Here is a 26,572-nt window from a genome sequence, read left to right on the forward strand (position 1 = left end):
TTTTAGCAAAAAATGAGTGAAATTGCTATTAGTATTATGCTACCTCGAACGACAACCATCACGTTGGTTTGTAGTGAGGACTTTAATCCTCATAAAATTCTGAACACTTCCGTCGTCACTACAAACCTATAACGGTGATTTTACCGGAAATTATATAATACCTCGATCGCCTGCACCGAATTATTGTGCTGCGCGGCACTAACCGGTTAAACAACTATTCAACTTGAGACTTAACTTGATGTTTCCAGCTTGGTTTCGCGCCCAAACAAGAAAAGCGGGAAAGCACATGAAAACGAAACAAGCAAACCCAGAATTATGTACAGACCTACAAAACTTATATCCAATCGTTTTGACTCAGCGTACATCCAAGTGCTTTCTGCTACAGTTGCGATAAACAAATCTAAACTTACAGATTTCGCAGCAAGATTAGCCGAACTCTCGTTTACAAAGTCGAGCAAGCCAGCATTGCTAAAAAACTGCAAGTTATAGTACCAAGGCAGCACAAGCCCCAGAATTGCTAGGAGGAGATAAATGATTCGCTTAACGCTCATAATTACCCTACCTGTTCTTTGCTCAACTTTATTAGCCTACTCGCTAACAACCAATCCTTACTTCTTCTGCGGGCACTTCGGATGAATCCCCCCCTGCAAACAAATGTAAGCAATTTGACTTTTATCTAAATTCTTAACCTCCCCAAAATCAACTCCTAGGAATCTACCGGATTTACTACCAGTCGGATTTTGAATAAATTGATCCGAAGCTGTTTTCCCCTGAAACACAGCGCCTTTAAAATTCGCTCCCGCTAAATTCGCGCCCCTAAAATCAACCGAACTCACCTCCGCATTCCGAAAATTCGCATCTTGCAACCGAGCATCTTTAAAATTCACGTTGGCGAGTTTAGTCGAAGTCAAATCGGCATTTTGTAAGTTTGCGCCGCTCAAATCAGCACCGGACAAATCAGCACCTTGCCATTCCGATTTAGACAAATTTGTCAAGGACAACTGAGAGCCTTGAGCCTTCACTTTGCCCAAACGCGCACCCGATAAATCCGCTCCCGACAAATTCGCGCTTCCTATATCTGCCCCGGTAAAACTTGCATTTTTTAACAGTGCTTCCTGTAAATTGGCTCCAATTAAAATAGCACTGCTGAAATTAGCTGCATTCAAATTGCCGTTTGACAAATTAGCTTTGTTCATGACAGCGCGCACAAAAGTAGTCCGGTTCATTACAGCACTGTTCAAAGACGCCCCGACCAAATTTACTCCTTCCAAATTAGCGCCGCTCAAGTCAGAAATCCAATCGTCAAATGTACCAGGACGCCTGTCTTCGCCGGTGCCGTAAAAGCGAGCTCCCTGCAAGCTGGCATTGGTTAAATTGGCATTTTTCAGTTTAATTCCTGACAAGTCAACTTTGTTTAAAACTAAAGTAAACTGAGACGGGCCGGCAGGACTTTGAGCTAAATCCGTGCGGCTCAGATCCGCGCCGTTGAGTTGGCTGCTATACACTGTGAGAATTTTGCCGATCGCCCTTTGTACTGTTCGCTGGCGGGCGGCCGCTAACTCGCGTTCCGGGGCCTTGCCGCCAAACCGCAGGGAATCGAGGTCGTTGCTGAGGGCCTGATTCAATCGCTGCAAATCAGGCAAAGCTTTCGGCCCGCTACTGACTAAAGCTTGCTGGATCGCGTCCAGCATGGCGCGGTTGTCTTCTTGAGCTAGCAAATCCGCTAGCAGCGGTACGGCGCGGGAGTCTTCCACCGCCCCCAAAGCCAAAATAGCCGATCGCCTGCCCGATGCCCCGCTAGCCGATGTGGGAGACAATTTGCTAACTAAAGCCACAAATAATTCGTCGTTCCGCTGCCGGGAATCCCGCATATTTGCTTGACTTTGAGTGTAGATGAGAGTGCCGACAAACAAAGTTAAAATCAATCCCGCGCTGCAGACGGTAACTATTACTAAAGTTGTGCCTGGGTGTTGGCGCATCCAATTCCACAAACTGGCATTTGTTTTCAGGCCGCTTTGTGGAGTCACAACCAAAGCCGCAATCTGCGCGTCTTCCTCAGTCCAATCAGGACTCTTGACAGGATTGTCAGACAGTTGATTCGATCGAGCGTTGACCACCAAAGTATTGGCTAGGCGATCGTGTCCCGCTTGCCGTTTGTAACGCCACGCAACCGCCCCGTCTGCGAGCACTGCCAAGCCGCTCAGCCCCCCTAAAATCAGCAAATCTGGAAACGCACCGCTCAAGCGCCAAATGCCGTAAGCGACGCCCAGAGGCACTCCCCAGCGCCCTAAAGTTTCGCGAATTAGCACTGGCCCAAAACCCGGAGGAGTACCCGACGCTGTGACAACTTTGACCCCGAACCAGCGTTTGGGCATAGTTTGACCGGTTCTGGCGAGCAAAAACAGTTGCCACCCCGCTAAAACTGCCGGTGCCAGCAGCGCCCCTGACCAGAATAGATTAGTTAGGGGTGCGACTCTGGGGCTGCGATCGCGCACGGGTATGCCCAAGGTACGGGCGACGGTTTCGGATGCTGCTGCTACTGAGGAATTGAGCGGCACGGTTTCAGTTTCCTTGTTGACCAATGCCCCGATACTGAAGGGAACGAGGGCGCTGGCCGCTATTAACGAAATTTCGACTGCCCAAGCGCCGCACCTGCGAACCAGCAGTGGCATTTGCTTGGATTGTGTTTGCCAAGACGGATCGGGTTGATTGATCCCGCTGGGCGCGGTGGGGTTAGCCATATTTAGAAATTCCTATTATTTGTCGTTAGTATTTGAAGACTGGGGGGAAATTGCCAATTTATACGCTATGTAGATTAGCACTCCCAGAACGGCAAGAGTCATCAGCGATGAAATTAGCTGTACGACGCTATTGAAGACTGTCAGGACAATTATCCCTCCGACGGCAAAGGCTGCCACCTGCCCCGGTTTGGGGAGTCTTTGAAACTTGTGCAGTAATTGATTGTATAAGGTTCCGACGGCTTGATAGCTGTCTGAATTTTGTGTGATGAGCGGCGATCGTTCTACTTTAGCTTTTAGTTCTCCGAACGCTTGCTGCCAATTGAAGTTATTTTGAGGATTCATAAAAAAATTCGGAAGTTATTTTAGATTAATGTGTTTGGAACCGCCATTATCCCCTACCGTCAAAGAACTAGAACCAAATGTCATTGTGTGAGGAAATATGAAGATCAATTATCCGGGCGATCACGGCAAACTGTGGTTTAGCCCGATTGTGACCCTAGCCTTGGCAATGATTTTAGCGGATGCCGGTGCCCTTCGGAGCCAACCGCTACAAATTGCTCCGGGATTTCCCGAACCGCTGGGAGTTTCTGGAGTTTCCGGCGGCCCGAACAATAGTGGCGACTGCGGTTTTGTCTCCCAAGGACCGAACCACGTCATCGAAGTAACGCAGGATTTGCCTTACTGGCGGATTGCAGTACAAACCGCTGGAGCTCCGAGTTTGATGATTCAGGGGCCGAGGGGGCGTTTCTGCGTGCTGCCGGCGAATGCTGCTGCGGGCAATGTAGAATTTTCCGGTTATGGGGACAAGGGGACTTATGTTATTTTTGTGGGCGATCGAGCTCAAGGTCAACACCCTTACTCTCTCTCTATTTCCCAAAAGCGAAATTAAAAATACAAGGGAATTAGGAGGCTGGCTGTGAGAAAATGGCTTTTTTGCGATCGTCAAGAAGCCTGCTTTTTAACAGCAAGTGCGTTAACTAGGGATTTCCTATCAATTTTGTATTTGGTTTTTAACCCACTGGCGAAACAATCTGAGAGTTTGACTCGTCCCCACTGTTTGGGTTTGTTCGCAATATTAAGAAATAGCTTCAATAATTGGCAAATTGGGAAAAATCGCACTAATTTCCGATTCAACATATTTCCCATCTTGAAGCACATTAATCAGAAGCTTCTTATTTTCATAGCGCCATATTTCAGGTACTCCCAGAGCTTCGCAAGCATCGAGTTGAGTTTTGGAAGTTAGAGCGACTTCAATTGCTAAGTCAGGCGGCGGATCGACCGTTAAGTCTATCCGCTTTTTACCAATCATTAGAGCATAATTCTGGATGTAAAAGCAGTTGTCAGGTTCAATTCCTTGTAACATACTTTTTCGCTTAAAAGTCGTAGAACCAAAACATTCTCGATCAATTTCAAGTTCTTCGAGTAATATTTTCACCATATCGCCAATGATTTCCTTATTGAATTCATGTTCTGGTAGTGGCATCCTAATCTCCAAAGTTCCTTGACTGTAAGCTATTCTAGAGCCACGATGTTCTCCCAACTCTTCTAAAATTGCTTCTAATTCCTGCCAGTTGACATCATGGAACAGCACTCTCTGCCCTGGGGTAAACTGATTTGTTTTAATTGTAGATTTACCATTTCAACCTCCGATTTATTTAAGTTTATTATAGCGGATACACTCTTTTAACTGGAGAGGTCCACGGATCCACTCCACTTAATTTACTTGTAACTATCGCCAAAAATATAACCCTCTAATCTGCGTTTTTTTGCTGGTTGTAAAGTTCTTTAAACTTGCGCTGCTGCTCGTTGTGATCTACGATTGGAGACGGATAATGAAGAAGTCGGCGTTCTAAAGGTGAAATATTTCCTGTTAGCAAAATTTTAGTATCAACGCGGCGCAATTCTGGAACCCAGTGCCGAATATATTCGCCTTCTGGGTCAAATTTTTGAGCTTGACTCGCCGGATTGAATATTCGCAAAGGTTTCGGGTCCATGCCGCTCGATGCGCTCCACTGCCAGCCGCCGTTGTTAGCAGAAAGGTCGCCATCTATCAATTTTTGCATGAAGTATTTTTCGCCCCACTGCCAGTTAATAATTAAATCTTTGGTGAGGAAACTGGCGACTATCATGCGGCAGCGATTGTGCATCCAACCTGTCTGGTTTAACTGCCGCATTGCTGCATCGATAATAGGATAGCCAGTTTTGCCTTTACACCAAGCTTGAAAAAGTTTTTCATCATTCTCCCAAGGAAAGTCTTTGAATGCTTGACGGTAGGGGCCGTCTGCTAATTCTGGGAAGTTATACATGGCGTGTTGGTAAAATTCCCGCCACGCTATTTCCTGTTGCCAAGTCCTGATACTTGTGCACGCTTCTTCGCTGCGGCAAGTGTCCATTACTATCTGGGTAGCTTCCCAAACAGTGCGGATGCCAATTGCACCAAATTTGAGGGCGGCGCTGAGTTGGGATGTGCCGTTAGTTGCGGGGAAATTGCGCTGTTCTTGATATTCGTAAATTGCCCGATCGCAAAATTCTTCTAATTTTTGTTGCGCTGCATCTTCTCCGGGTTCTATTACTAATGGGTTTTCCCAAATAAATCCCAAACTAGAGGCAGTGGGCACTGTTTCCATTGCACCTGCTTCGTTTGCGGTTGCTTGTTCTTCTGCCGTTAATCCGGTCATTAATTCCAGATAAGTTATCGGCAGTGTCTCTACTGGTTGGGGTTTGGGTTTACTGTTCCATTTTTTCCAAAATGGTGTATAAACTGTGTAGGGAGTCCCTGTACCGCTGCGAATTTCATCTGGGGCGTGCAGGACTTGATCCCAGAAATTTTGAACTTTAATTCCTGCTTGTTGGAGGGCGTTTGATACGGACCGATCGCGCTGTTTTGCGTAGGGTTCTACATCCCAGCTCCAAAATACTGCTTGAGCATTTATAGCTGTTGCTAATCTCGGTATTCCTATAATCGGGTCATCTTGAATTATCAGTAATTCGCTGCCTGCTTCCCTGTAACCCGAGGAGAGTTTTTGCAAGCAGCCGATCATGTACGTGACTCTGGCTGGCGCTACGTCATCGCGATTTAGGATATTGCGGTCGAGACAAAAAATCCCGACTACTTTCGGGCTTTGCTGGCGCGCTGCTGCCAGTCCGATGTTGTCAGAAATACGCAAGTCGCGGCGGTGCCAAAATAAAATTAGATCGGACATTCGATTTTAGATTTTAGATTTTAGATTTTAGATTTTACAGTCCTGGACACAGGCGGGGTCAAAAACCCGGTTTCTAAGTTAAGATTTATCGGTTTGATGCACGATTCTTATAAGAAACCGGGTTTTTTCGTCAGTCCTATTTACATCAAAAAGGGACGTGCCAAGAAAAAGCTAGAAATTGATTTTGCATCAATGGGTTCCCCAGCTAAGATAGCTTTTTCTAATTCTTCCGGGGTGAATAAAACTGTTTCAATGTCTTCATCATCGTCTTGTGCGGGCGGCTTTTCCAGTTTTTCCAAATCTTGGGCTAAAAAAGCATAAATGATTTCGTCGGAATAACCGGGGGCGAGAAAAAATTGCCCTAATTTCCGCCATTTTCCGGCGCGATATCCGGTTTCTTCTTCGATTTCGCGTTTGATAGTTTCGGCGGGGCTTTCATTGATTTCAACTGTCCCGGCGGGAAATTCTAAAATTCGCCCTTTTGTGGCAAAGCGATATTGGCGTACCAAGACGAGTTTACCTTCGGGGGTGACGGGAACTGCAAGTGCTCCGCCGGGGTGACGAATACATTCCCACTCGCCTTCGGAACCGTTGGGAAGACGGAGGGTGGCTACGTCAAAGTTAAATTTGCGCCCTTGGTAAAATAGGCGTTGTTTGAGGAGTTGGGGTAGTTCTTGACCGATCGACATAAGCGACAAGCGAATAATGTTTGATGGCAGCGATTTAAGACATCATAGGCGATCTCATAGGATTTTAGATTTTAGATTTTAGATTTTAGATGGGGAATGACTGATAACGATCGCTGTTTGGAGCTTACCTACGGTTGCATTTTTTTTTACTGGTACGATCCGCGAATTTTGCTCAATTTTTACAAGGGCAATTTTTGCACTCCGGAACAGTCTGCTGTTTGCAGGAGTTGGACGATCGTACTTTTCGTCACCGGATGCACCCAATCCGGGGCAATTTCTGCTAAAGGTACTAATACAAAAGCTCTTTCGGTCATCCGGGGATGAGGCAAAGTCAGTGTCGGAGTTTCTAAGATTAAATCGTCATACAGTAGCAAATCTAGGTCGAGGGTTCTTGGCCCCCATTTTTCTCGGCGAATCCGATTAAATTTTATCTCGATTTCTAATAATTTTGCTAGCAAGTGTTCGGGTTCTAGTGCCACTTCTAGGATGGCACAGGCGTTGATGTAATCGGGTTGCGGCGGCCCAACGGGGGCGGTTTGATACCAGCTTGAATGAGATTTTACGGCTATTCCTGGGGTGTTGTTGAGGGTTGCGATCGCCCTAGAGAGTGTGGCGAGGGAGTCGCCTAAGTTGCTACCGAGGGCGATCGCACATTTGGTTGATTTCATAAAAAAGGAAGAAGGTTCGGCAACGAGCACTGTACAAGATGTAACGGATGTCAGTCCGATGGAAGAGAGAAGAAGGAAGAGAGAAGAAGGAAGAGGGGAGAGGGAAAAAGCAAGAATAAAGAAAGATTTAGTTATCTAGCCTACAAGCCCTATTGTCGGTTAAATCTGATTCTACAAAATATTATTTTAATCACAGCTTAATTTGAGGTTAATTTTTATTGATTATGATTGACAAGTGTCAGCATTTAGTTTAAAAAATAATGAGTTTGCACCGACGCTTATTTTCAGCCGGGATTTTGGTAACGGTCATTTTTACTGCAAATATATTAGTATCTTTAGCAGAAAGTAAGGAAAGCTATCTTACCCTAGATTCGGACGGCAGTCAATCTTTTGCAAGTTTAGTGCAGCAGGCGGAAGATTTAGCGAAAGAGTCGATCGCCCGGGAGTTTCAAGAAAATCCGGCATTAACAGAAGTTACAGTCATCATTACAGCCGATCGCAGCCGACAAAGAGTTCCTGTTTTGCGATCGAGAGTATCCCGCCACGACTGGCAGAAAGATGCGAGAATCGAACAGTGGACTAGATATTTTGCCGATGCTCAATTGCTGCTGGGATTCAGAGACGGCAATACTTCGCCCGCAAATTCTGGGTCTTCGCAAGCGATCAATGTACCTGCAGCCAGTCGAGCGACATCCAGACAAAACGATCCGGGTTTTCGAGATGATTGAGATATTAATAATTGGACACGGGTAGAGGGTATTTGTCACAAACATCCAATAACTAATAACCAGTAACAAAGATATTTAACTTGTTATTAACCCAAATACAAGGTACTGTTAATTAACCTTCAGGTTAACTCCTCTTAATTGAACAGTGATAGAGTTTCATACGGAATCATCTGAGGATGTTGGTTTGAAAAGGAATTTATGTCTAAAATAACTCGCCGACAACTGTTAATTTTCTTCGGCAGCAGTGCAGCTACCACTGTGCTTGCCCCTCAACTAACTCAAACACTCTTCGGCATCAATTCCACCTCGGCGGAATCTGTTATGGGGCCGCTATCTTTCACTCCGTTAAGACTTCCCCACCCGCTGCCGATTTATCGAGAACTGCCCAGCTTTATGCCGACGGGCTTAAACGGACAGGGAACCGTGATCGCGGCCTCGCAGAATACTAAATTAACGAGTTACAGCGTTGTTGACGATGTGGTTGTGCCGCCGGAATACGAACGCTACGTGATTCTCCGCTGGGGCGATGGAGTTTTTCCCAATCCAACCGACTATTTCGGCTACAACTGCGACTACACCGCCTTCCTACCCCTTCGCGGCAGCAATGACGACGGCTATCTCTGGGTTAACCACGAGTACGTATCCTTCCCGATGTCGAAAGTGGCACCGGAAGCGCCTGCAGATGTGGCATCATTTCCAGCAACGGATCGCGCCGTACTCGGTAAAGACTTATCCGTAAAAAATCGCGATAGCTTCGGCGAATTTCTGTACAATCTCGGCGGTTCGATCGTCCGCATCACCAAACAAGCCAACGGACGCTTTGGGGCGATCGCCCGCGATCCACTCAACCGACGCATTCACGGACTTTCCGGCCTCGCAATCAACAGCCAGCGTGCCGACAAATACAAAGATGTCACCTCTTGGGGAAGCAGACAAGGGGATAACGAGTACCTCACGGGTACGGGCCCTGCAGCCACCCAAGTCTTCGCGGAAGTCAACAGCGACGGACTCGGCAACCGCATCATCGGTACAGCCTACAACTGTTCCGGCGGCACAACCCCTTGGGGCACAATCCTCTCCGCCGAAGAAAACTTCCAAGGTAGCGAACTATTCTTCGTGGGAGTTCAGGAAAACGTTAAACCCAACGGCGGCCAAACGGGCTACGCCAAGGGCACTACGGGCGAGGAATTCGGCTTAGTCGGCGAAAAATACGGCTGGATGGTAGAAGTCGATCCTCAAGATCCGAGTTTCCGCCCCCGCAAACACACGGCTTTAGGCCGCTTCCGCCACGAAAACGTCGCGATTCGCGCCGAAGCAGGCCGCAGATTAGTAGTGTACATGGGGGACGATCGGCGCGGCGGACACACATGGAAATTTGTCAGCAACGGTACTGTCACCAATCCTGCAGATAAAAACAACAGCCGCTTGTTTGAAGACGGCGTTTTGTACGTTGCCCAATACAACCGCAACGGTATTGGAAGATGGCTGCCACTGACATTTAATGCCCCGACGAATCCGGTGCGTCCTTCTAAAGTTGGCGAAGCGGAATTAGCAAGTTTTGGCAAAGCTCAAAGAGATGCAAATACTCGCTTGCCCAAACGCGCCGGGATTGCTGGTCAAACCGAAGACGGCGGTTCTTTTGTAGTAGATACAACCAATGAAGAAATAGCACTTCCTGGCTATAGCAATAAAACTCTTGCTAATTTTTACAGCAGCCAAGGGGCGGTTTTAGTTGATGCTTTCTTAGCTGCTAATTTGATTGGTGGCACTCCGACAGCGCGACCGGAAGATTTGGAAATCAATCCTACTACTAAGGAAGTTTTTATTGCTTATACTGACGGCGCACCGGGAAGCGACGGTTATCCGGATTCTCGCATTTTTACTGTTGCTAAATACACTGCCGAACTCAATAGCACTCAGCAGTCGGGAGGACTTTACAAAATAATTGAAGACAGTCCCGATGGGGCAGGTTTGACGTTCCGCTGGCAGCGTTTGGCTCAAGGTGGAGAAGCGGGTTCGGTAGCTGGGGCGGGATTTGCTAGTGCAGACAATTTGGCTTTTGACACTCAAGGTAACATTTGGGCCGTCACTGATATGTCTACTAGCACGCATAACGGTTTTGATGTCGGTGCGGCTGGAAAGCCAACGGCGATCGACCACAACAAGACTGGAAATGTGTCAGATTTTACTGGAGTTTTCGGCAACAATTGGCTGTTTTATATCCCGACTTCTGGACCGAATGCAGGAACAGTAATTCCGTTTGCTTACGGCCCGAATCGGTGCGAAATGACGGGGCCGACTTTTGTGGGAGATACGCTATTGCTTTCGGTGCAGCATCCGGGGGAAGATTGCCCGATCGATGATGGTACTGTACTGAGTCGGCAAATTGAAATGTTGGATTTGAACGGTGCTGTTTTTAATCAGACTCGTAGTGTTTCTCGCGGCAGTTTGTGGCCGAGTAATATCTCGAATGATTCGCGCAGATCGCCGATGCCGTCGGTGATTGGAATTCGTCAGATGCGATCGACTCCAACGGGCCAGTTTGTCTAGAGCGATGGGCTTCTTATTGTACGCAATATCAGTAGGGACACGGAAATCTTGTCCCTAGTTTTCATCCTATTTATATCACTTGCGATCTATTACTATAATAAAAACCTTTGGTAGTGCGGACTTGAGTCCTCTTTCCGGCTGCGGACTCAAGTTAGCAGTACGAACCTTACTTATTACTGTGGAGCGATAGGCAATAGGTAAAATAGAACATGATGATTTTTGGAAATTAGTGGAGGCGGCTCGATCGCCCGAATCACAAAGAAAGGGCTATAGACTATTTTGCAGTAGTAATTTTCTCTACTTATTATCTGTTTAAGAGTTGATTTTCTCCGACTATAAAAACAAGTTTTCCGTGTGATGTTGCACTTATTTCATTGGCTAGCACTTCTATTTCCGGGGCAGTTAAATCAGAAAAATTTATAGTTTTATAAGATTTATATTGCCACCTAAAATCCCTGGATTTCCGGATATACATAATTTTGGGACTAATATCTTCATGCACAAATGGAGCTACACGAAATTTACACCACGGGTATCGCTTAGTCACGGATATGTGTTTTCTATCTAGTTTTATTTTAGTTGTTTTGAAATAAGTTTGAATGTGGTGCGAAAATGTAATAAAAAGTGAGTACAGCAAAACAATTGAAAAGATGAGTAAAAACAGCGCACCCACTAACATAAATACTATATACCCGGTTTCAAGCATGATTTTTATGAACAGAAAAATTAATAAAACTAACCCCAACTCAACCAACATTCCTGTCCGTATCCAGTAGCCTCTCCAAAAACCCAACTTTTTTGGGGGAATCAAAATCTCTAGCTTCTCCCCATCTTTCTTCAGTTTAATCCTGCTCCCGATCAGTTTTCGTCTCGCCGCCGAGATATCTGTTTTCGGGCGGGGATTTTCCAGCGCTTCCAGCGCCTCTTTTGCAGATGCAAGGCGGCGGTTCAAACTCGGTTGTGTCATCCACTTCAGCCAATCGATTAAATCTTGGTTGAGATTAACTAATGACTCAAATTGAATTTGCAAATTACCCTGAGATAACTCGGCTGGAGACCTGCCCGTTACTAAATAAATTAATGTTGCACCCAAACTGTAAATATCGGAAGCTGGAACATTCCGCCCGCCAAATTGTTCGGGCGGCATATATCCGTAAGTACCGACAACAGTAATAATCGTACCGCCTTTTCTAGCTGCTAGTGTCTGTACGCAACCAAAATCAACTAAATAAACATCACCGACACTATTGCGCGCTCTATTTGCCAGTAAAATATTACTCGGCTTGATATCTCGGTGAATAACTGGTGGCTGTTGCCCGTGGAGGTAGTCCAAAATTTCTAGTAATGCTTTAGCTAGTTGCTTGACTTCTGCTTTGCTAAAAGTTCGCCCGCTTTTTAACCATTCTTGTAAGGATTTGGCTGGGATATAGCTTTGTACCAAGGCGCATCCTTTACCCGTTGGTGTATCCACCTCAAAGTAATCCAGATAGCGGGGAATTGCCGGATGAGAAAGCAGTTGTAAAGTTTGTGCTTCTCTTTCAAAGAGTTTCAAGTCATCCCAGCGAACATCTTCTCCAAAAATCAGTAACTTAATCGCTACTAACTCTTCTGTGTGCAAGTCGCGCGCCATAAACGTGCGCCTTCCCGCAGTTTGACTTAGCTGTTGCTCGATTACATAACGTTCTTTTAAAACTTCACTTGCCATTTTTTGCAAACCTCTTGAGGAGAGTTATTGTTAATTTCATTTGCCATCTCTACTTTATTCACTAATAGGCAAATTTAACCATTCGCTGAGTACCCCTGCTATCCAATCAATCTCGTCATCGCTGAGATGGCTGGTAATAAGTTGATATTCCCGCGTTCCGGCCCAAATTTGAATATTGCGCCCCAGGGTGGAGTATGTATATTTATCTCTTATGAATCGTAATGTAGAGATAGCTTGCCTCGGACTTGGTGGCAGAATATTGTAACGCAAAAATCCCCAGAAGTTGGAAGTAAAATAAATTTGTTCCTCATCGATTAGTAGTCGAGTGGCGATACGTCTAAGAAATACTAAATTTATGGGTTGAAAAAGTAAAAATAAACAAAAACTGCCCAAGTAAGTAACTCCGAATGCTGTGAATACTCCACCTATAAAAGAACCTTTAGTAAAGGCCATAACAATCCAGGATATACTTACTAAAAGCACGTGGTACGATGCAATTAACGGAATTACTAAATAGACACTAACTAAAAAGAGAGGAGAAAAAGTAGAAATCACAATTTCCAAACTCTTTCTGTCTTTATTCAGTTTTACATTATTACTCGCCCTAGGGTTTCGCAGGAGCGATCTCCCCCTCTGTGTCGGTTTTTCCAGTGCTTGTAACGCCCGATGAGCCGTGGTTAAGCGGCTGTTTAAATCCGGTTCAGTCATCCATTGCAGCCAGTCTACAAAATCCCAACTGACAGCGATTGTTGGCTCAAAATTAATGCGCCAATCCTCTTGTGGCAAATCGGCTGGATGGACTCCCATTACTAAGTAAATTAACGTTGCACCCAAACCATACAAATCGGAAGCCGGAACCGCACGCCCGCCAAATTGTTCTGGCGGCATATATCCGTAAGTTCCCACTACAGTAACGGTGCTACCTTCTCTCGCTGCTAAGGTTTGAACTGAACCAAAATCTACTAAGTAAACTTCACCCAAACCACCACCTTTATTAAGGGCGGAGTGTTTTTGTTTGAGGGGCGAGCGATCGGCTAGCAGAATATTACTCGGTTTAATATCTCGATGAATTACTGGCGGGTTTTGGTGTTGCAAATATATCAAAATTTCCAGCAACTTATTAGCGATTAGCTTTATTTCTTGTTCGTTAAATTTCCGTCCCGATTCAACCCATTCTGCCAAAGATTTCGCTTCAATATAGCTTTGTACCAGTGCCAGCCCTTTAGTCTTTGGTGTCTGGAATTCAAAATGGTCTAAGTAACGAGGAATTGCCGGATGGGAAAGTGACTGTAAGGTTGTGGCTTCTCGTTCAAATAGTTTTAAATCGTCCCACTGGAAATCTGCACTAAAAGTAAGGATTTTGATGACGACTAACTCCTGAGTTTGTAAGTCGCGCGCCAGCAAAGTTTGTCGTCCCCCATTTTTGCCCAGGCATTGCTGAATGGCATAACGTTCTTTTAACACTCGCTCTACCATACTTTTTACTATAAATATTGATAGCTTTTACTATATTTCAGTATTAACGAAAGTTGCTATAAAAAAGCTGATTTGTTACAAACATTAATTATGACTATTATGATATGATTATTATGAACTCAAGCAATGGCACAAGCGTTGCTAAAGTAGGCGAAGCTGTTGAGAAAATGCTGACATAAGAGTCTTACAAAAAAAGGCGGATCGCAAATCTTTGATGCAACTGCGCCAAAAAATCGGACTCGTCTTTCAAAATCCCGAACATCAATTAGTAGCTTCGACGGTAGAAGAAGATATTTCCTACGGGTTGTACAATTTAGGCTTGAGAGAATCCGCAATTGCTCAACAGGTACAGCAGGCGATCGAGCAATTCGATCTAAGCGAACTCGCCCGCGAATCAATGCACAATCTCAGTTTGGGCCAGAAAAAGCGGGTTTCCATCGCCGATATCATGGTTCTGGAGCCGAAACTGCTGCTGCTAGATGAACCTACCGCCTATCTCGACCCGCGTTACACCCGACAACTGATCGGTTTACTCCAACAAATTCACAGCGCTGGAACCACCATCCTTTTAGCAAGTCACGACCTCGATTTCATCTACCGCTGGGCTGATTGGGTGTTTGTAATGGATCGAGGACAACTAATTTTAGAAGGAACACGGGAAACCGTTTTTGCTCAGCGGGAGGTTTTGGAGCAATTGCAGCTTGGCGTACCGCTGGCGATCGAGCTTATGGAGCAAATAAGGGCGATGTTTTCAACAGACGATCGCTCAAAAATGCCCGCTTTCGAGGAATTGCAACAACAAATTTTACCAAGCCGCAGGCTTTAGTTATTTGTTATTTGTTATTGGTTGAATTAAATTCTTGTGGAACAGACATCTTGCCTGTTCATAAAAATGGTGCAAGATGTAAGTTCCTGTGATTTACTAACTTCGATCGTACCAACTTTGCAGCGCCAAGCGGTGAACTTCCCGCCAGCTAATATTTTTAAGTCTGGCAATTTCCGCGCAATCTTCGTATTCCGGCTGTACATTAACAATCGTTTTTCCAGACTTCGCAACTTTTATCTTGACTTCGCCGTATTCTGTTTTAACTGTCTGGATTTCTCGGTGTAAAATAGTTCTCTGTTGAGTCGATCGCCTAATTCCCAGAGTAGTAGTCTCGCGAAAGATCACAGCTTCGCAAGCATCATCAAATTCTGGATGACAAATCGCAGTTAACAAAACCCCCAGCCGCGACTTTTTCATCACAATTGGGGCAGTGAAAACATCCAGAGCTCCGGCGGCAAACAAAGCATCAAAAACATAGCCGATCGCCTGCGGACTCAAATCATCAATTTGCGTTTCCAATACCGTAATAGTTTCTATGGAATTGGGAATTGGGCATTGGGCATTGGGCATCGGGAATGGGGAATTAGTAGCCGTCTTTCTCCCACTCTCCCACTCTCCCACTCTCCCCCTCTCTCCTTCTGACTTCTCCCCAATCCAGAGGCGCAAAATATTAGGAATTGCCAGCATTCGAGAACCTGCACCCAAACCGATCGCCTGAATTTGCATCGACGGTGGCGGCCCGAAACCAGAGGCGAGAGTACAGGCGATCGCAGTTCCCGTAGGAGTACACAATTCGCGATCGATCCCATTGCTATAAACCGGCACTCGGTGCGTTTCCCACAACCGCATCACCGCCGGCGTCGGCACCGCTAACTTACCGTGGGCCGCCTTCACCGTACCGCCACCAGTGGGCATCGCCGAAAAGTAAAACTCTTGAATATCCAACCAATCCAAACCCAAACAAGTACCGACAATATCAATAATTGCATCAGTCGCCCCCACCTCGTGAAAGTGAACCTCGCTTGGGGGGATACCGTGTACGGCACCTTCTGCCTCTGCTAATTTGCGAAATACGGCTAAACTCCAAGCTTCCACGCGCGGAGGCAATTTTGCAGAGACGATGATTTGCTCAATTTCGGGCAAATTGCGGTGATGACTGTGGCTAATTTCTGCATCTGCTTCCCCCTGACTGTGAGAATGTTCTTCCCCGTGATGATGGTGGTGGCGGGCGTCAAAAGTCGGGGATTCGGTTTCCGAGGGATCGAGTTGGGTAGCGGAATTTTTGGGTTTTAAGCACAAATCCTGAGCTAAATCTACATAAAATTTAGTTGCTTGTTGAGTATTCCGGTGGACTAATTCCGTCCGCAACTGGTACTCTGTCGAAATGCCGAGCAAATTGAGTTTTTCGATTAGGTATTCTAAAGGAACGCCGGCGTGGATGAGAGCTCCAATGCACATATCGCCAGCAATGCCGGTTGGACAGTCAAAATAAGCTATTTTATTCATTGTTAACAATTAATTTTTAGCATTGATTGTTTCACTCGATATTTCGATCGCCCACTTAGCCTGCAATATATTAACATGGCAACTTTTTACGAAGTGCATCCAGTTGCACCCCAGAGAGACCGGATCGATAAAATTCAAAAAGCTCTGAAAAATGGGGCAGTGATGCTTTATCCGACAGATACAGTTTACGCGATCGGCTGCGATCTCAACTCCAAGTCTGCGGTAGAACGAGTCAGGCAGATCAAGCAACTCTCCAATGATAAGCCTTTAACGTTCCTGTGTTCTTCTCTGTCAAATATTACCGACTATGCTGCTGTCAGCGATGAAGCATACAGAATTATCAAGCGGTTAATACCGGGGCCTTATACATTTCTGCTGCCAGCTACCAAGTTAGTGCCGCGGTTGGTAATGAACCCAAAACGGAAAACCACTGGAATTCGCGTTCCCGACCAGCGGCTTTGTTTTACACTGTTGGAAGCCTTGGGAAATCCAATTATTTCAACATCTGCTCACATTACCGCGGATGATGAAGGTGCAGCACCAGTCCCTGCATCTAAAGCAGAAAGCTTTGGCAAAGCTGAACTTTTTGACTGTTTTTCAAAGTTAGTGGATGTCATTGTAGATGACGGTTCCGATCCGGGATATCAAGTTTCTACCATTCTCGATTTGACACAAAGCGAACCGATTGTTGTTCGCCGTGGTTTGGGTTCGGAAGCTGTCGCCGTTTGGGAAAAAGATTAAATTTTTAAGGGGCAGGTTAAGCGCCCAATTCGCCCACAACCAGCCCCATTTTTTATTTCAAAACTGCTTTAAGCCTCTACCTTAACTCCTTTCCAAAAAGCAATATATCCCGCAATATTTTTAGCAGCATCTTTGGGAGTAGGATAGTACCACGCAGCATCTTTATTAACTTGTCCGCCAACTTCGACATTGTAGTAACTAGCAACACCTTTCCAACCGCAAGTAGTGTGAGTGCTGCTGTCTTTGAAATACTCACGGTTGATGGCATCGGCCGGGAAATAATAGTTGTTGTCTACAATTTCGCACTTGTCGCTCTCGGCCAAAACGGCACCATTCCAAATTGCTTTCGGCATCAGTTTTTCTGCTTAACTTGAGATTCTCAATTATTGTAACTGTATTTGTGCTCAAAAGGCATAGAATAGTTGAGAAGCCAACAACCAACTACTGCAAATGCCAGCGTCGAATCCGCCAATATCTTCTGTGCCGCTGTCCCTGGAACAAGCACTCAAACATTTTTTTGGCTATGACTCTTTCCGTCCGGGACAGCAGGAAATTGTCGAAGCTGCTTTACAAAAACGGGATATGATGATTGTCATGCCGACGGGCGGTGGCAAGTCTTTGTGTTTTCAATTACCGGCACTGTTGAAACCGGGATTGACTGTGGTTGTTTCGCCGTTAATTGCTCTGATGCAAGACCAGGTGGAAGCTTTGCAGGATAATGGAATTGGGGCGACTTTTCTAAACAGCACTTTGAGCAGTCAGGAAACCCGATCGCGCGAAACAGCGATTCTCGAAGGTAAGATTAAATTGCTTTATGTTGCACCCGAACGCTTGCTCGGTGAGAGATTTTTACCATTTTTAGATATAGTAGCAAATAAGTTAGGAATTTCGGCATTTGCGATCGACGAAGCCCACTGCGTTTCGGAATGGGGGCACGACTTTCGACCAGAATACAGGCAAATGCAGCGAGTGCGCGATCGATATCCCGACATTCCCATTATGGCACTAACAGCCACCGCCACCGAGCGCGTCCGCCAAGACATCATCCAGCAGCTAACTCTGCGAAATCCATACATCCACGTCGCCAGCTTCAACCGCCCCAATTTATACTACGAAGTTCGCCCCAAAACCAAACACAGTTTTGCCGAAGTTTTGCAAATTATCCAAAAAAAAGGCGGTTCGGGAATTATCTATTGCCTCAGCCGCAAAAAAGTTGACGAAGTTGCCTATAAATTGCAACAAAGCGGCATCGCAGCTTTACCATACCATGCCGGGATGAACGATATCGATCGCGCCACCAATCAAACCCGCTTCATTCGCGACGACGTGCAAGTAATGGTAGCCACAGTAGCCTTCGGTATGGGCATTAACAAACCCGACGTGCGGTTTGTAATTCACTACGACTTGCCCAAGAATCTCGAAGGATACTATCAAGAATCCGGCCGCGCAGGCCGAGACAACGAACCCGCCCATTGCAGCTTATTTTTCGGCTACGGCGATGTCAAAACCATCGACTACATCATCGAGCAAAAACCTGACCCCCAAGAACAAAGAATTGCCCGCCAACAGTTGCGGCGAGTAATCAACTATGCAGAATCTACCGATTGCCGTCGCACAATCCAGTTAAGTTATTTTGGCGATTCATTCCCAGGCAACTGCGGCCAGTGCGATAACTGTTGCAACCAAAAACCCGTAGAAGATTGGACAATTGAGGCAATGAAATTTCTTTCTTGCGTCGCCAGATGCCAAGAAAAATTCGGCATGAATCACATTATTGACGTGCTGCGGGGTTCAAAAAATCAAAAAATATTGCAATACCAGCACCAGCAACTTTCTACTTACGGAATTGGCAAAGATAGAAGTGCTGAGGAATGGAAAAAATTGAGTCGTTCGCTGTTAAATCAAGGTTTTTTAGACGAAAAAACAGACGGATTTCCCATTTTGAAACTGAATGAAAAAAGTTGGGAAATTATGAAACGTCAGCGCACAGTTGAAATCGCCATTGAACCCCAGCGGGAAGTACAGGGGAAAGTTCGTTCTTTGGCAGTAGAAGTAGAAGGTTTATTTACCGTACTGCGGACGCTACGCAAGAAAATTGCTGACGAACAATTTGTGCCACCTTACGTAGTTTTTGCCGATAAAAGCTTGCGAGACATGGCAGAAAAACGTCCGCAAAATCTCAGAGAATTCGAGGAAGTTTACGGCGTTGGTAGTAACAAGCGAGATAAGTACGGCAAAGTTTTCTTAGAGGCAATACGCACTTTTTGCCAAGAACAAGGATTGCCAAGTGGTGCTGCATCTTCTGATGTCGCTAATCTTCCCTATCTTGCTAACGTTGCCTCTTATTCGCAGATGCAAACCTGGGAATTATACCGACAAGGTTTGACAGTTCAAGGAATAGCTAATGCGCGGGGCATGAGCCCTAATACTATTTCTGGGCATCTGATAGAATTGATGGAAATGGGCAGGGAAGTTGATATAAATTTGTTGGTGGAACCGGAACGCCAGCAGGCGATAGTGTACGCAATTGAAGTTATGGGGGATGAGAAACTGAGAGCAATTTATGATTTTTTGGAAGAACGTTATACGTTTGAGGAGATAAAGTTTGTGCGGGCTTGGTGGCGGCAAAATTATGTAGGTTTTTAACCGCAGATATATGCAAATGAACGATGAGGGACGCAGATAATTGATGGGACTAAGGAAAAATGAGAATAAAAAAGTAGCTTGTGGGGATAATATATTAGAGGGGCGTTTTGAAGCGATATATTTGTTCCATTTGGCTTGGCTAGCTGGCATATATGGCTTTGGCAAAACTCCAATTTCAAAAGTAATTTTAAGAGCGCTATAAGTCAGTAAGGTTGGGTTAGCTAATCGTCTCATTATTTGCTATGCTTCGCGCAGTCGCGAGGGTACTAAAAAACCCGGAAACCATCACCGAGACTTTCTTCAGGTCTCAATTTTAGTGAGTGGCGAGGGCTATAAATTACCTTTTTCACTTAACCTTATTGAGCTATAAGTACCTTGTAAAGCCACTTTTTACCTAAGTAGTAGAGTGCGTGAGAGGGAGCAATATTTAAATCCACACGGATGAGACTATTTACACCCACGCCCCGCCCCAAGGAATGAATAACATTGATGCAGTTGGATACGATATTAGGTCTCTCTGTTCACCCAGAAGCCCCCTAAATTATAGCATTGTATGTGGTTGTGGCAAAATTATATATAGCAATCCTAAATTATTTGTGAATTTCTTACTCCCTCCCCTTGATAAGGGGAGGGTTGGGGTGGGGTCAAAAATTTACGAGTCATTTAGAATTGGGCGTTGCTGATTCATCGTATGAATCAACTTTTCGCTTGATGTTACAAAACCCACCCTACTTGGCTTATAGCCATTCCGAAAACTTGAATTCATACCTGTATTCAGCAACGCCTCATTTAGAATTGTTATATATCGGTTTTTGATGGTGAGAAATTAAGTTTCTACACTTTAGAAGTGTACAATAAATGATTGACTTCGTTAGCCAGCCATTCGTTAAACAGATTTTGCAATATTTCTTGATACCGTTCAGGGGTTAATTCTGCAGGCAGAAACTTTTCAACTAGGAACAAGTGATATCCTAGCTCTGTTTCAATTTGACGAATCACTTCTCCGGGTTTAGCACTAAATACGGCGACGGCTATGTCTGGTTTTAAACCCCACCGATAAACCTTGCCTGCGCAACCGCATAAATGCCGACGATTTTCGTCAATATCGTAAAGGTGAGCGGCATCAAAAAAGCTGATTTCTCCTTCTTGAATTTGATAAAATAGTTCCTGAGCAAGCTGGGGGTTGGCAACAACTATTTGATAAAGAATTATTTGATCGAATTGCAATTTGTTTTGAACAAAAATCTTTTCTACTTCTTTGCTGAACAAGTGTTCTGCTAGTTTTTGGGCAAGGAGCCGATCGCGAATTCCGGCTTCTAAATCTTCTACAGAAATCATCTGATCGACCAGCCAAGCAATCGTATCGGCCGCTTTCTCCAAACGCTTCTCGCGGCGGAGTTGGTCGCCCACAGCTTGAATTTCGTCGGGAGTCACAGTTAACCCCCGTTCCCGGGCTGCTTTCTCAATAACTTTTTTCTGCAAAACCTTTTGACTAAATGTTTTTAATTGCATCTCTTGCCTGAGTAGTGCGATGATTTCACTTGCTTCAATCAATGGTCCGTAAAAGTCCTTCATGTTTCTCTCTCAACCTATATAACTTTATTAACTTCATCCCCCGACGATTCCTGCGGGGTAGTTTGTGTTAACGGTTAACGCTTGGCTACACAATGTCATTTGGCAAACTGATAAAATTAGAATTGCTCAAAGTTGTTGCACCCGCTGCGTTAACTGTTCCCAAAACAACAGCTAAAATTCGATCGCCATTATTTGAACTAAACTTGAGCAGAGTCGCGTCTGTCGTACCGTCACCATCTGTATCAAACGCGACGAGTGTCAAGTCTGTTACCGAAAGTCCCTCTGTCAGCCCAATTCGATCGCCTTCAGCGGCATTGAAATCAACCACTCGATCTGCTAACAATGGATTAGCTGCTGCACTTGCTGTTTCGGGTCTAAAGGCAAAGGTATCAGCGCCGCTACCTCCAATCAATGTATCGGTGCCGAAGTCGCCGCAAAGAAAATCGTCGCCGTTGCCGCCAATCAGCAAATCTTGACCTTTTCCTCCCCGCAAAGTGTCGTTTCCATCGCCTCCATCGATCGCATCATCACCTCTGTTACCTGTGACAATATCGTCGCCGATTCCTGCAAAAATTTGATCGATCCCGCTACCGCAAATAATCACATCGCTGTCGCTGGTGCCGAGCCAATATCCGTCGCCGTTGCTGTCGTAGGTGATAGTTAATGCTGCAGGATAGTTTTCTGGGGCAACCATTTCTGGAGGCGGGGTTGTCTCAGGATTGATGTTCTTGGTATTGTCCTCGGGAAGTGCGATCGAATTATTGCTGTTACTGTTATTTATTGGCTCAGAAATTATCGTACTCTCGCCGCCACTGCCCGTACTGTCTAGAGAGAAATTGGAAGGACTTGAATTGCTAGAAGTGCCGCCAGTCACTGGGGTGAACGTTGAACCGTCATTATTTGACGGTGTGGGTGTTGGCGTAGGTGTGGGTGTGGGCGTAGGTGTGGGTGTGGGCGTAGGTGTCGGTGTTGGCGCTGTGAGATTAATTACTGGTGCAGAGTCTGTAGCAGCCGGAGCTGGCTCAGGTGCAGGCGCTGGTGCAGGTGCTGGTGTTGGGGCAGGTGCAGGCGCTGGTGCAGGTACTGGCGCTAGTGCAGGCGCTGGCTCAGGTGCAGGTGCAGGCGCTGGTGTTGGTGCAGGCGCTGGTGTTGGTGCAGGCGCTGGCTCAGGTGCAGGTGCAGGCGCTGGTGCAGGCGCTGGTGCAGGCGCTGGTGCAGGCGCTGGTGTTGGCGCTGGTGTGGCTGCTGGAGCCGAAGCTGTGGCGCTAGTAGTTGGCGGAGTATCTAAACCACTGCTAGCTGAGGCGCTCGCACTGCTAGAATTGCCGCCGGGAGCCGATGCTGTCTGAGTGCTGCTGCTGCTCCCTGTCGGAGAAGTCGCTGTCGCGGTGCTGCTACTGCTGGCACCGCTGCTGTCTCCTAACGGCGCTGGTGTTGGCGCTGGCGCTGGTGCTGGCGCTGGTGTTGGCGCTGGTGTTGGCGCTGGTGTTAGTGTTGGCGCTGGTGTTGGCGCTGGTGCTGGCGCTGGCGTTGCTGCTGGAGCCGAAGCTGTGGCGCTAGTAGTTGGCGGAGCAACGGAAGAAGTTTGCGCTTGTGCACTGGCGCTGCTAGAGGTAGCCCCCGCAGCGTAAGCAGTCTCACTACTGGTACTGGTTTCCGTTGGGGAAGTGGCTGTCGCACTGCTGGTGCTGCCTGCACCGCTGTCATCTACAAAGGCACTAGATGTGCTGGAACTACTGCTGCTGCCCGCACCAGGGTTATTCGCCAACGAATTCAAGGTGTTTAAACTATTGCTGTTTCCAACAATATTATTTAAGGGCTCAGGAGCTAATGAATCTAATGGAGGCATCGCGATTTATCTCCTTTTACCTGTATGTAAAGACGAAAAGCACTTGCACGAACACCGACATTGCCAATTTTAATGAATGCCAATGTAGGATTTTAAAGAGAGTGAAACAATTGCTTTTGACTTCAGATTAAAGACTGAAATGTTTTTAATAAATGAACCTAGGTGAGCCCGAAAATAGGACGCGACTAAACTGTTACCAATACCAATCTTGGCGATCGCTACTGATTGCCAATGGCATTTAATTTAGCCATCACCATCACTGTCAAAAGGCTTGTATAAATTTAAACTACACCTTCCTTGCACTCGCCCCTCCTCAAAAAATATTAGGGCGGGCTGCTAAAGATGAGCAAAAACCGTGTTTTACTTCGATTTACCTAAATATATCTGGACTAATTAGAGGTATGTTGCCAATTTGGCAGATTTGTTTGACATTATAAGACTTACGTAAGTTTTGAATTTTTATACTCTTTGTATCCGGGCGCGCTTGCTGGTGTTGAGCGCCGATCGACACACCGCTGCTCGCGTTCCTGAATTGTGATTAACAGAGCAGGGTTGGGCAGCATTTTGATGACTGTGGTTGAGCCGATGGGAGGGGACTTGGAACGGCGGTTGGAGGGGCTTGCATCAGCCTCGAAGGCGACGGATTTGACCCATTTGAATACGATCGCGATCGAATAGATGCGGAGTCATCGCAGGTGCAGGGCGATCGCGATCGCCCTGCACCTGCGATGATGCGGAAGTAATTAGAATAGGCATTCAGCGAGTTGGGGCGATCGGCTCTTTCGTCGGCTAGAAACCGCTCGTACCCGCGATCCAGCGGTCAATCATTAAAAGCTAAAAAGGACTGAAGCCCTTACTACAAGCTATCACAGTTAGTGTGGCAAGTCCATCGCTTTTACAGTAACAGTCTCAAAAGCATAGTTGCCTCCTGTTCCTAATTTAATTTTTACTTTGACTTTATCAAAGCCTGCGTAGTAAACATCAACACCAGCTAGAGGATCAGTGCCAATCGCTATAGCTGTTCCCGTACCCGTTGCTTTCGTAACTTTGCGTTGGTTTCTCAAAATAATGTTTGTAGTAGTCAAAGTGTTTCCACTGTCCACTGATGAAAAGGCATCCAACGCCAATAAAGCACCACCTATAATTAAGTCTTTTTCTGCAAGATTATCGAGGTATGACAAATCAGATATCAACATAATGATCTTCCTTTTTAAACTAATCAAAAGTAAGTTGCGGACTAGGCAGATATGGGAGTTTTTTGCTCGACGTTACTTGCGGTTTGATGTTCACCTTGTTCTTGCAGCACCACATCCAAATTATAGTGAGCCTCTGCTAAATCTGGTTTCATAGAGAGGGACTGGCGATAGTAGGCGATAGCTGTTTTTAAATCGCCTAATTGTTTGCATTTGGAGCCTAAATCATTGTTCATTGTCGCGTAATGAGCTTGTTTCTCTAAGGATAGCTTTCCTTGAGCATGAAGCGCATTAGCTAAGTTAACCTCAGCTTCAAGGCAATCAGGCTTTAGTTCTAGTGCTTTTTGATAGTAGGCGATCGCATCTTTCCATTTGCCTTGCTGCTGTAGAGCATAGCCAAGGTTATTGTATGCGGCGATCGCATCAGGCTGTAGAGCTAAGATTTGATGATAGGCTTCTATCGCATCGGATAACCGATCTTGAGTTTGATACAAATTCCCCAAACCAAATAGAGCCTTGATAGAGTTTGGCTGCACCTGAAGCAGGTTTTTCAGTAAATTTTCTGCCGTTTGGTACTCGCCTTTTTGCCTCATCAACACCCCCAGTCCATAGAGTGCCTCTGGGTGGTTTGATTGAGCTTCCAAAATCTGATGGTATCGCTGTTCAGCTTTGGTGAGTCGGTTCGATCGATGATCCCGAACAGCGAGCTGAAGTGCTAAAGGAAGAAGATCCCTAACATCCTCTTGTCTATTCTGGCAATTCTTGTATTTGGCTACGATATGCTGAATGTGGCGATCTTTAGCTCCAAAAGAATACTTATATTCCTCATTGCCCATTAAAAAGTCGTACACTTTAAATCCATTTTGAATCGCGTATCGGATTGCATCAGCATGGAGGATAAGTCCAGGTGGGAGATTTTTAAAGGTGCGATCGCGACCTGTAATCACAAATAGCATGGATTTTTGCTGAAAATCAACAAAGTTGGCGATCGCCCCTAAAGGTCTGTCTCCTTTCCACAGAACCGAAAGATACAGACAGTTATGTTCAAAACAATGACGTAAAATAAGGCGATTATAACCCATGATTGACTCAAAGCTATCCCCTTTTTGCTTTTTCCATCTGGCCTCCCAGAACTTGAGTAATATCTCAATATGAGATTCCAAATTCTCTGCGTTAACGTGGGTGATATAAAACTCGTCAGAGCTTTCAACTTGCCTTAAAAAGCGTCTTATTTTTTGGCGAGTATTGGAACCGACATAGTTTTCCAGATATATATCCCAGTCATCTGGTAATGAAATATAAGGGGCTATATAAAGATCGGGATCTTCTCCATTCACACTTTGAATGCACAGTTGACTGAGATCAAAACTCTCCCCAGAGAAACTACTCAAGAAGAGGGACATCCGTGTATCTGTTTCTAGAATACTTTTGATATTGAAAGTAGACCATACTAACTGTTGCTGGATGTAAGCAGCAAAAGCAGGAATTGCATCTCCTTCATAACCAGGCAGGCAAATAAGTCCTGTGTAATCTGCCATGCTATTTCCTGCCATGCAGATTTCAGTTTCAAAGCCACCTCCATCCTGGTGGGTTAATAAAGTTTTTAGAGGAAAAAAGGCAACATAGGATGAATCATCGGTATCTGGTTTTGCAGCTAAGATGAACCAGGGCTCATGTACCATCTGCAACCATCCAGATAACCAAATCCACGATAAGAAGAACTGAGCCTGAGAATCGGCAGCGTATAAAAAATCCCAATTTTCTCGGATTTTCTTAAATGTTTCAAAATTATCAATTTTGTCAATCTTCATATCATTTTTTCCTCAGCAATTATATTACCCATCCTTGTCGGTTAAAAGTAGCTCCTCCCTAACCCTCTTGAGAGAATGTCTGAAAAGAATCTTGTGCAACAGCAAAATCGCAGTATCGATCGTCTTCCTATCAAGTGAGACTATTAACGCCCAAAAAATGAAATTGAAGTGCTGCGAATTGTAGATGAAGCAGTTTGGTTTCCAGTCGTTGCATAGGCAGTGCCTGTTGCCTTGGCTCTACTAAACTCAAGACTACCGAAGTCTTTAACTGTTGTGTTGGCTCCTGTACTTGTATAAGTGTCACTACCAATGGCAGATGCACCTACAACAGCGAGGGCATATCCAGGCCCAGCGCTTGTTGTGGCGTATGTACCAGCGTAAACATTGCCACCACCCACTACAACGCTGCTTTCGTCAATGGGTTCTAAATAACTTAAGTCAGAGATGATTAATACATTTTTCATGGTTGGCTCACCAGAATTTTCCAGCAAATGAAATTAATTTCAGATGAATTCTGAAAGTCATTTCAAAAAGAAAGTTAAAAAAACTCCCTTTCTATAAAATTAATTTCTGGCCCTTTTCAAGTAGAGCTATATCGAATTCATCTACTCAGTCAAAAAGGTTTGTTTGCTGAGTAGATGAGAACAAAATAGCCCAACTATTCA

General features: G+C 45.5%; 26 protein-coding genes. 9 read left to right on the forward strand and 17 right to left on the reverse strand.

What is annotated here, in order from left to right; all coding sequences use genetic code 11:
• Positions 1-230: 230 nt before the first annotated feature.
• From QUA45_RS04260 to QUA45_RS04270, 3 genes are read right to left on the reverse strand one after another with little or no spacing between them, the layout of a single operon-like run.
• The gene (locus QUA45_RS04260) at positions 231-551 is read right to left on the reverse strand and encodes a DUF2834 domain-containing protein (protein WP_333095351.1); all 321 of its coding nucleotides are present in this window, start codon (positions 549-551) and stop codon (positions 231-233) included.
• Positions 552-608: 57 nt separating this feature from the next.
• Entirely contained in the window at positions 609-2,741 is a 2,133-nt protein-coding gene (locus QUA45_RS04265; protein ID WP_333095350.1) for a pentapeptide repeat-containing protein, read from the reverse strand.
• 15 nt (positions 2,742-2,756) lie between these two features.
• On the reverse strand, positions 2,757-3,083 hold the full coding sequence (locus QUA45_RS04270) for a hypothetical protein (RefSeq protein ID WP_333095349.1): 327 nt from the start codon (positions 3,081-3,083) through the stop codon (positions 2,757-2,759).
• A 97-nt stretch (positions 3,084-3,180) separates the two neighbouring features.
• On the opposite strand from QUA45_RS04270, the gene QUA45_RS04275 reads away from it, so the two are divergent.
• Positions 3,181-3,630 (forward strand): hypothetical protein, encoded by a 450-nt coding sequence (locus QUA45_RS04275; RefSeq protein WP_333095347.1) that lies wholly within the window; start codon positions 3,181-3,183, stop codon positions 3,628-3,630.
• A 186-nt stretch (positions 3,631-3,816) separates the two neighbouring features.
• Here the strand turns inward: QUA45_RS04275 and QUA45_RS04280 are convergent, their stop codons facing one another.
• The 4 genes from QUA45_RS04280 to folK all read right to left on the reverse strand — a co-directional run bounded on the left by QUA45_RS04280 (position 3,817) and on the right by folK (position 7,301).
• Positions 3,817-4,332: a Uma2 family endonuclease gene (locus QUA45_RS04280; RefSeq protein ID WP_333219637.1), complete on the reverse strand. Its 516-nt coding sequence runs from the start codon at positions 4,330-4,332 to the stop codon at positions 3,817-3,819.
• A 160-nt stretch (positions 4,333-4,492) separates the two neighbouring features.
• On the reverse strand, positions 4,493-5,944 hold the full coding sequence (locus tag QUA45_RS04285) for an FAD-binding domain-containing protein (RefSeq protein WP_333219639.1): 1,452 nt from the start codon (positions 5,942-5,944) through the stop codon (positions 4,493-4,495).
• A 140-nt stretch (positions 5,945-6,084) separates the two neighbouring features.
• The gene (locus tag QUA45_RS04290; RefSeq protein ID WP_333095344.1) at positions 6,085-6,633 is read right to left on the reverse strand and encodes an NUDIX hydrolase; all 549 of its coding nucleotides are present in this window, start codon (positions 6,631-6,633) and stop codon (positions 6,085-6,087) included.
• Between the two features lie 179 nt (positions 6,634-6,812).
• On the reverse strand, positions 6,813-7,301 hold the full coding sequence (gene folK / locus QUA45_RS04295) for a 2-amino-4-hydroxy-6-hydroxymethyldihydropteridine diphosphokinase (RefSeq protein ID WP_333095342.1): 489 nt from the start codon (positions 7,299-7,301) through the stop codon (positions 6,813-6,815).
• Positions 7,302-7,561: 260 nt separating this feature from the next.
• Here folK and QUA45_RS04300 point away from each other — a divergent pair, with 260 nt between their 5' ends.
• A complete protein-coding gene (locus QUA45_RS04300) occupies positions 7,562-8,029 on the forward strand; it encodes a hypothetical protein (protein WP_333219641.1) in 468 nt (155 codons plus the stop codon).
• A gap of 198 nt (positions 8,030-8,227) precedes the next feature.
• Entirely contained in the window at positions 8,228-10,579 is a 2,352-nt protein-coding gene (locus QUA45_RS04305) for a PhoX family phosphatase (protein WP_333219643.1), read from the forward strand.
• A gap of 304 nt (positions 10,580-10,883) precedes the next feature.
• Here the strand turns inward: QUA45_RS04305 and QUA45_RS04310 are convergent, their stop codons facing one another.
• On the reverse strand, positions 10,884-12,284 hold the full coding sequence (locus QUA45_RS04310; RefSeq protein ID WP_333095339.1) for a serine/threonine-protein kinase: 1,401 nt from the start codon (positions 12,282-12,284) through the stop codon (positions 10,884-10,886).
• A gap of 54 nt (positions 12,285-12,338) precedes the next feature.
• Positions 12,339-13,760 carry a serine/threonine-protein kinase gene (locus QUA45_RS04315; RefSeq protein ID WP_333095337.1) on the reverse strand — a complete coding sequence of 474 codons (1,422 nt, stop codon included), beginning with the start codon at positions 13,758-13,760 and terminating at the stop codon, positions 12,339-12,341.
• A gap of 175 nt (positions 13,761-13,935) precedes the next feature.
• On the opposite strand from QUA45_RS04315, the gene QUA45_RS04320 reads away from it, so the two are divergent.
• Positions 13,936-14,586, forward strand: coding sequence for an ATP-binding cassette domain-containing protein (locus QUA45_RS04320; RefSeq protein WP_333095423.1), 651 nt, complete (start codon positions 13,936-13,938; stop codon positions 14,584-14,586).
• 96 nt (positions 14,587-14,682) lie between these two features.
• Here the strand turns inward: QUA45_RS04320 and larC are convergent, their stop codons facing one another.
• Positions 14,683-16,092 carry a nickel pincer cofactor biosynthesis protein LarC gene (larC, locus tag QUA45_RS04325; RefSeq protein ID WP_333095335.1) on the reverse strand — a complete coding sequence of 470 codons (1,410 nt, stop codon included), beginning with the start codon at positions 16,090-16,092 and terminating at the stop codon, positions 14,683-14,685.
• A gap of 75 nt (positions 16,093-16,167) precedes the next feature.
• Here larC and QUA45_RS04330 point away from each other — a divergent pair, with 75 nt between their 5' ends.
• Positions 16,168-16,833 (forward strand): L-threonylcarbamoyladenylate synthase, encoded by a 666-nt coding sequence (locus tag QUA45_RS04330; protein ID WP_333095334.1) that lies wholly within the window; start codon positions 16,168-16,170, stop codon positions 16,831-16,833.
• Between the two features lie 68 nt (positions 16,834-16,901).
• Here the strand turns inward: QUA45_RS04330 and QUA45_RS04335 are convergent, their stop codons facing one another.
• The gene (locus QUA45_RS04335; protein ID WP_333037862.1) at positions 16,902-17,186 is read right to left on the reverse strand and encodes a DUF427 domain-containing protein; all 285 of its coding nucleotides are present in this window, start codon (positions 17,184-17,186) and stop codon (positions 16,902-16,904) included.
• Positions 17,187-17,283: 97 nt separating this feature from the next.
• On the opposite strand from QUA45_RS04335, the gene recQ reads away from it, so the two are divergent.
• Complete coding sequence (gene recQ / locus QUA45_RS04340) at positions 17,284-19,479, forward strand: DNA helicase RecQ (protein ID WP_333219645.1); 2,196 nt, start codon at positions 17,284-17,286, stop codon at positions 19,477-19,479.
• 834 nt (positions 19,480-20,313) lie between these two features.
• Here recQ and QUA45_RS04345 read toward each other — a convergent pair.
• Positions 20,314-21,054, reverse strand: a complete 741-nt coding sequence (locus QUA45_RS04345; protein ID WP_333219647.1) for a peptidylprolyl isomerase — start codon at positions 21,052-21,054, stop codon at positions 20,314-20,316.
• Between the two features lie 85 nt (positions 21,055-21,139).
• Complete coding sequence (locus tag QUA45_RS04350; RefSeq protein ID WP_333095330.1) at positions 21,140-21,748, reverse strand: hypothetical protein; 609 nt, start codon at positions 21,746-21,748, stop codon at positions 21,140-21,142.
• A 28-nt stretch (positions 21,749-21,776) separates the two neighbouring features.
• Between QUA45_RS04350 and QUA45_RS04355 the strand changes: the two genes are divergently transcribed.
• The 3 genes from QUA45_RS04355 to QUA45_RS04365 are packed head-to-tail and all read left to right on the forward strand — an operon-like array spanning position 21,777 to position 22,976.
• Positions 21,777-22,403: a hypothetical protein gene (locus QUA45_RS04355; protein ID WP_333219648.1), complete on the forward strand. Its 627-nt coding sequence runs from the start codon at positions 21,777-21,779 to the stop codon at positions 22,401-22,403.
• Complete coding sequence (locus QUA45_RS04360; RefSeq protein ID WP_333219650.1) at positions 22,404-22,685, forward strand: hypothetical protein; 282 nt, start codon at positions 22,404-22,406, stop codon at positions 22,683-22,685.
• Between the two features lie 36 nt (positions 22,686-22,721).
• Positions 22,722-22,976 carry a hypothetical protein gene (locus QUA45_RS04365; RefSeq protein ID WP_333095327.1) on the forward strand — a complete coding sequence of 85 codons (255 nt, stop codon included), beginning with the start codon at positions 22,722-22,724 and terminating at the stop codon, positions 22,974-22,976.
• A gap of 551 nt (positions 22,977-23,527) precedes the next feature.
• Here QUA45_RS04365 and QUA45_RS04370 read toward each other — a convergent pair.
• The 4 genes from QUA45_RS04370 to QUA45_RS04385 form a co-directional block, all read right to left on the reverse strand.
• A complete protein-coding gene (locus tag QUA45_RS04370; RefSeq protein ID WP_333095326.1) occupies positions 23,528-23,659 on the reverse strand; it encodes a hypothetical protein in 132 nt (43 codons plus the stop codon).
• A gap of 116 nt (positions 23,660-23,775) precedes the next feature.
• Positions 23,776-24,099 (reverse strand): hypothetical protein, encoded by a 324-nt coding sequence (locus QUA45_RS04375; protein ID WP_333219652.1) that lies wholly within the window; start codon positions 24,097-24,099, stop codon positions 23,776-23,778.
• A 41-nt stretch (positions 24,100-24,140) separates the two neighbouring features.
• Positions 24,141-25,907 carry a GNAT family N-acetyltransferase gene (locus QUA45_RS04380; RefSeq protein WP_333219654.1) on the reverse strand — a complete coding sequence of 589 codons (1,767 nt, stop codon included), beginning with the start codon at positions 25,905-25,907 and terminating at the stop codon, positions 24,141-24,143.
• 143 nt (positions 25,908-26,050) lie between these two features.
• Complete coding sequence (locus tag QUA45_RS04385) at positions 26,051-26,371, reverse strand: TonB-dependent receptor (protein ID WP_333219656.1); 321 nt, start codon at positions 26,369-26,371, stop codon at positions 26,051-26,053.
• Positions 26,372-26,572 lie beyond the last annotated feature (201 nt).

It is taken from the genome of Microcoleus sp. Pol12A5 (assembly GCF_036701435.1).
Classification (GTDB): domain Bacteria; phylum Cyanobacteriota; class Cyanobacteriia; order Cyanobacteriales; family Microcoleaceae; genus Microcoleus.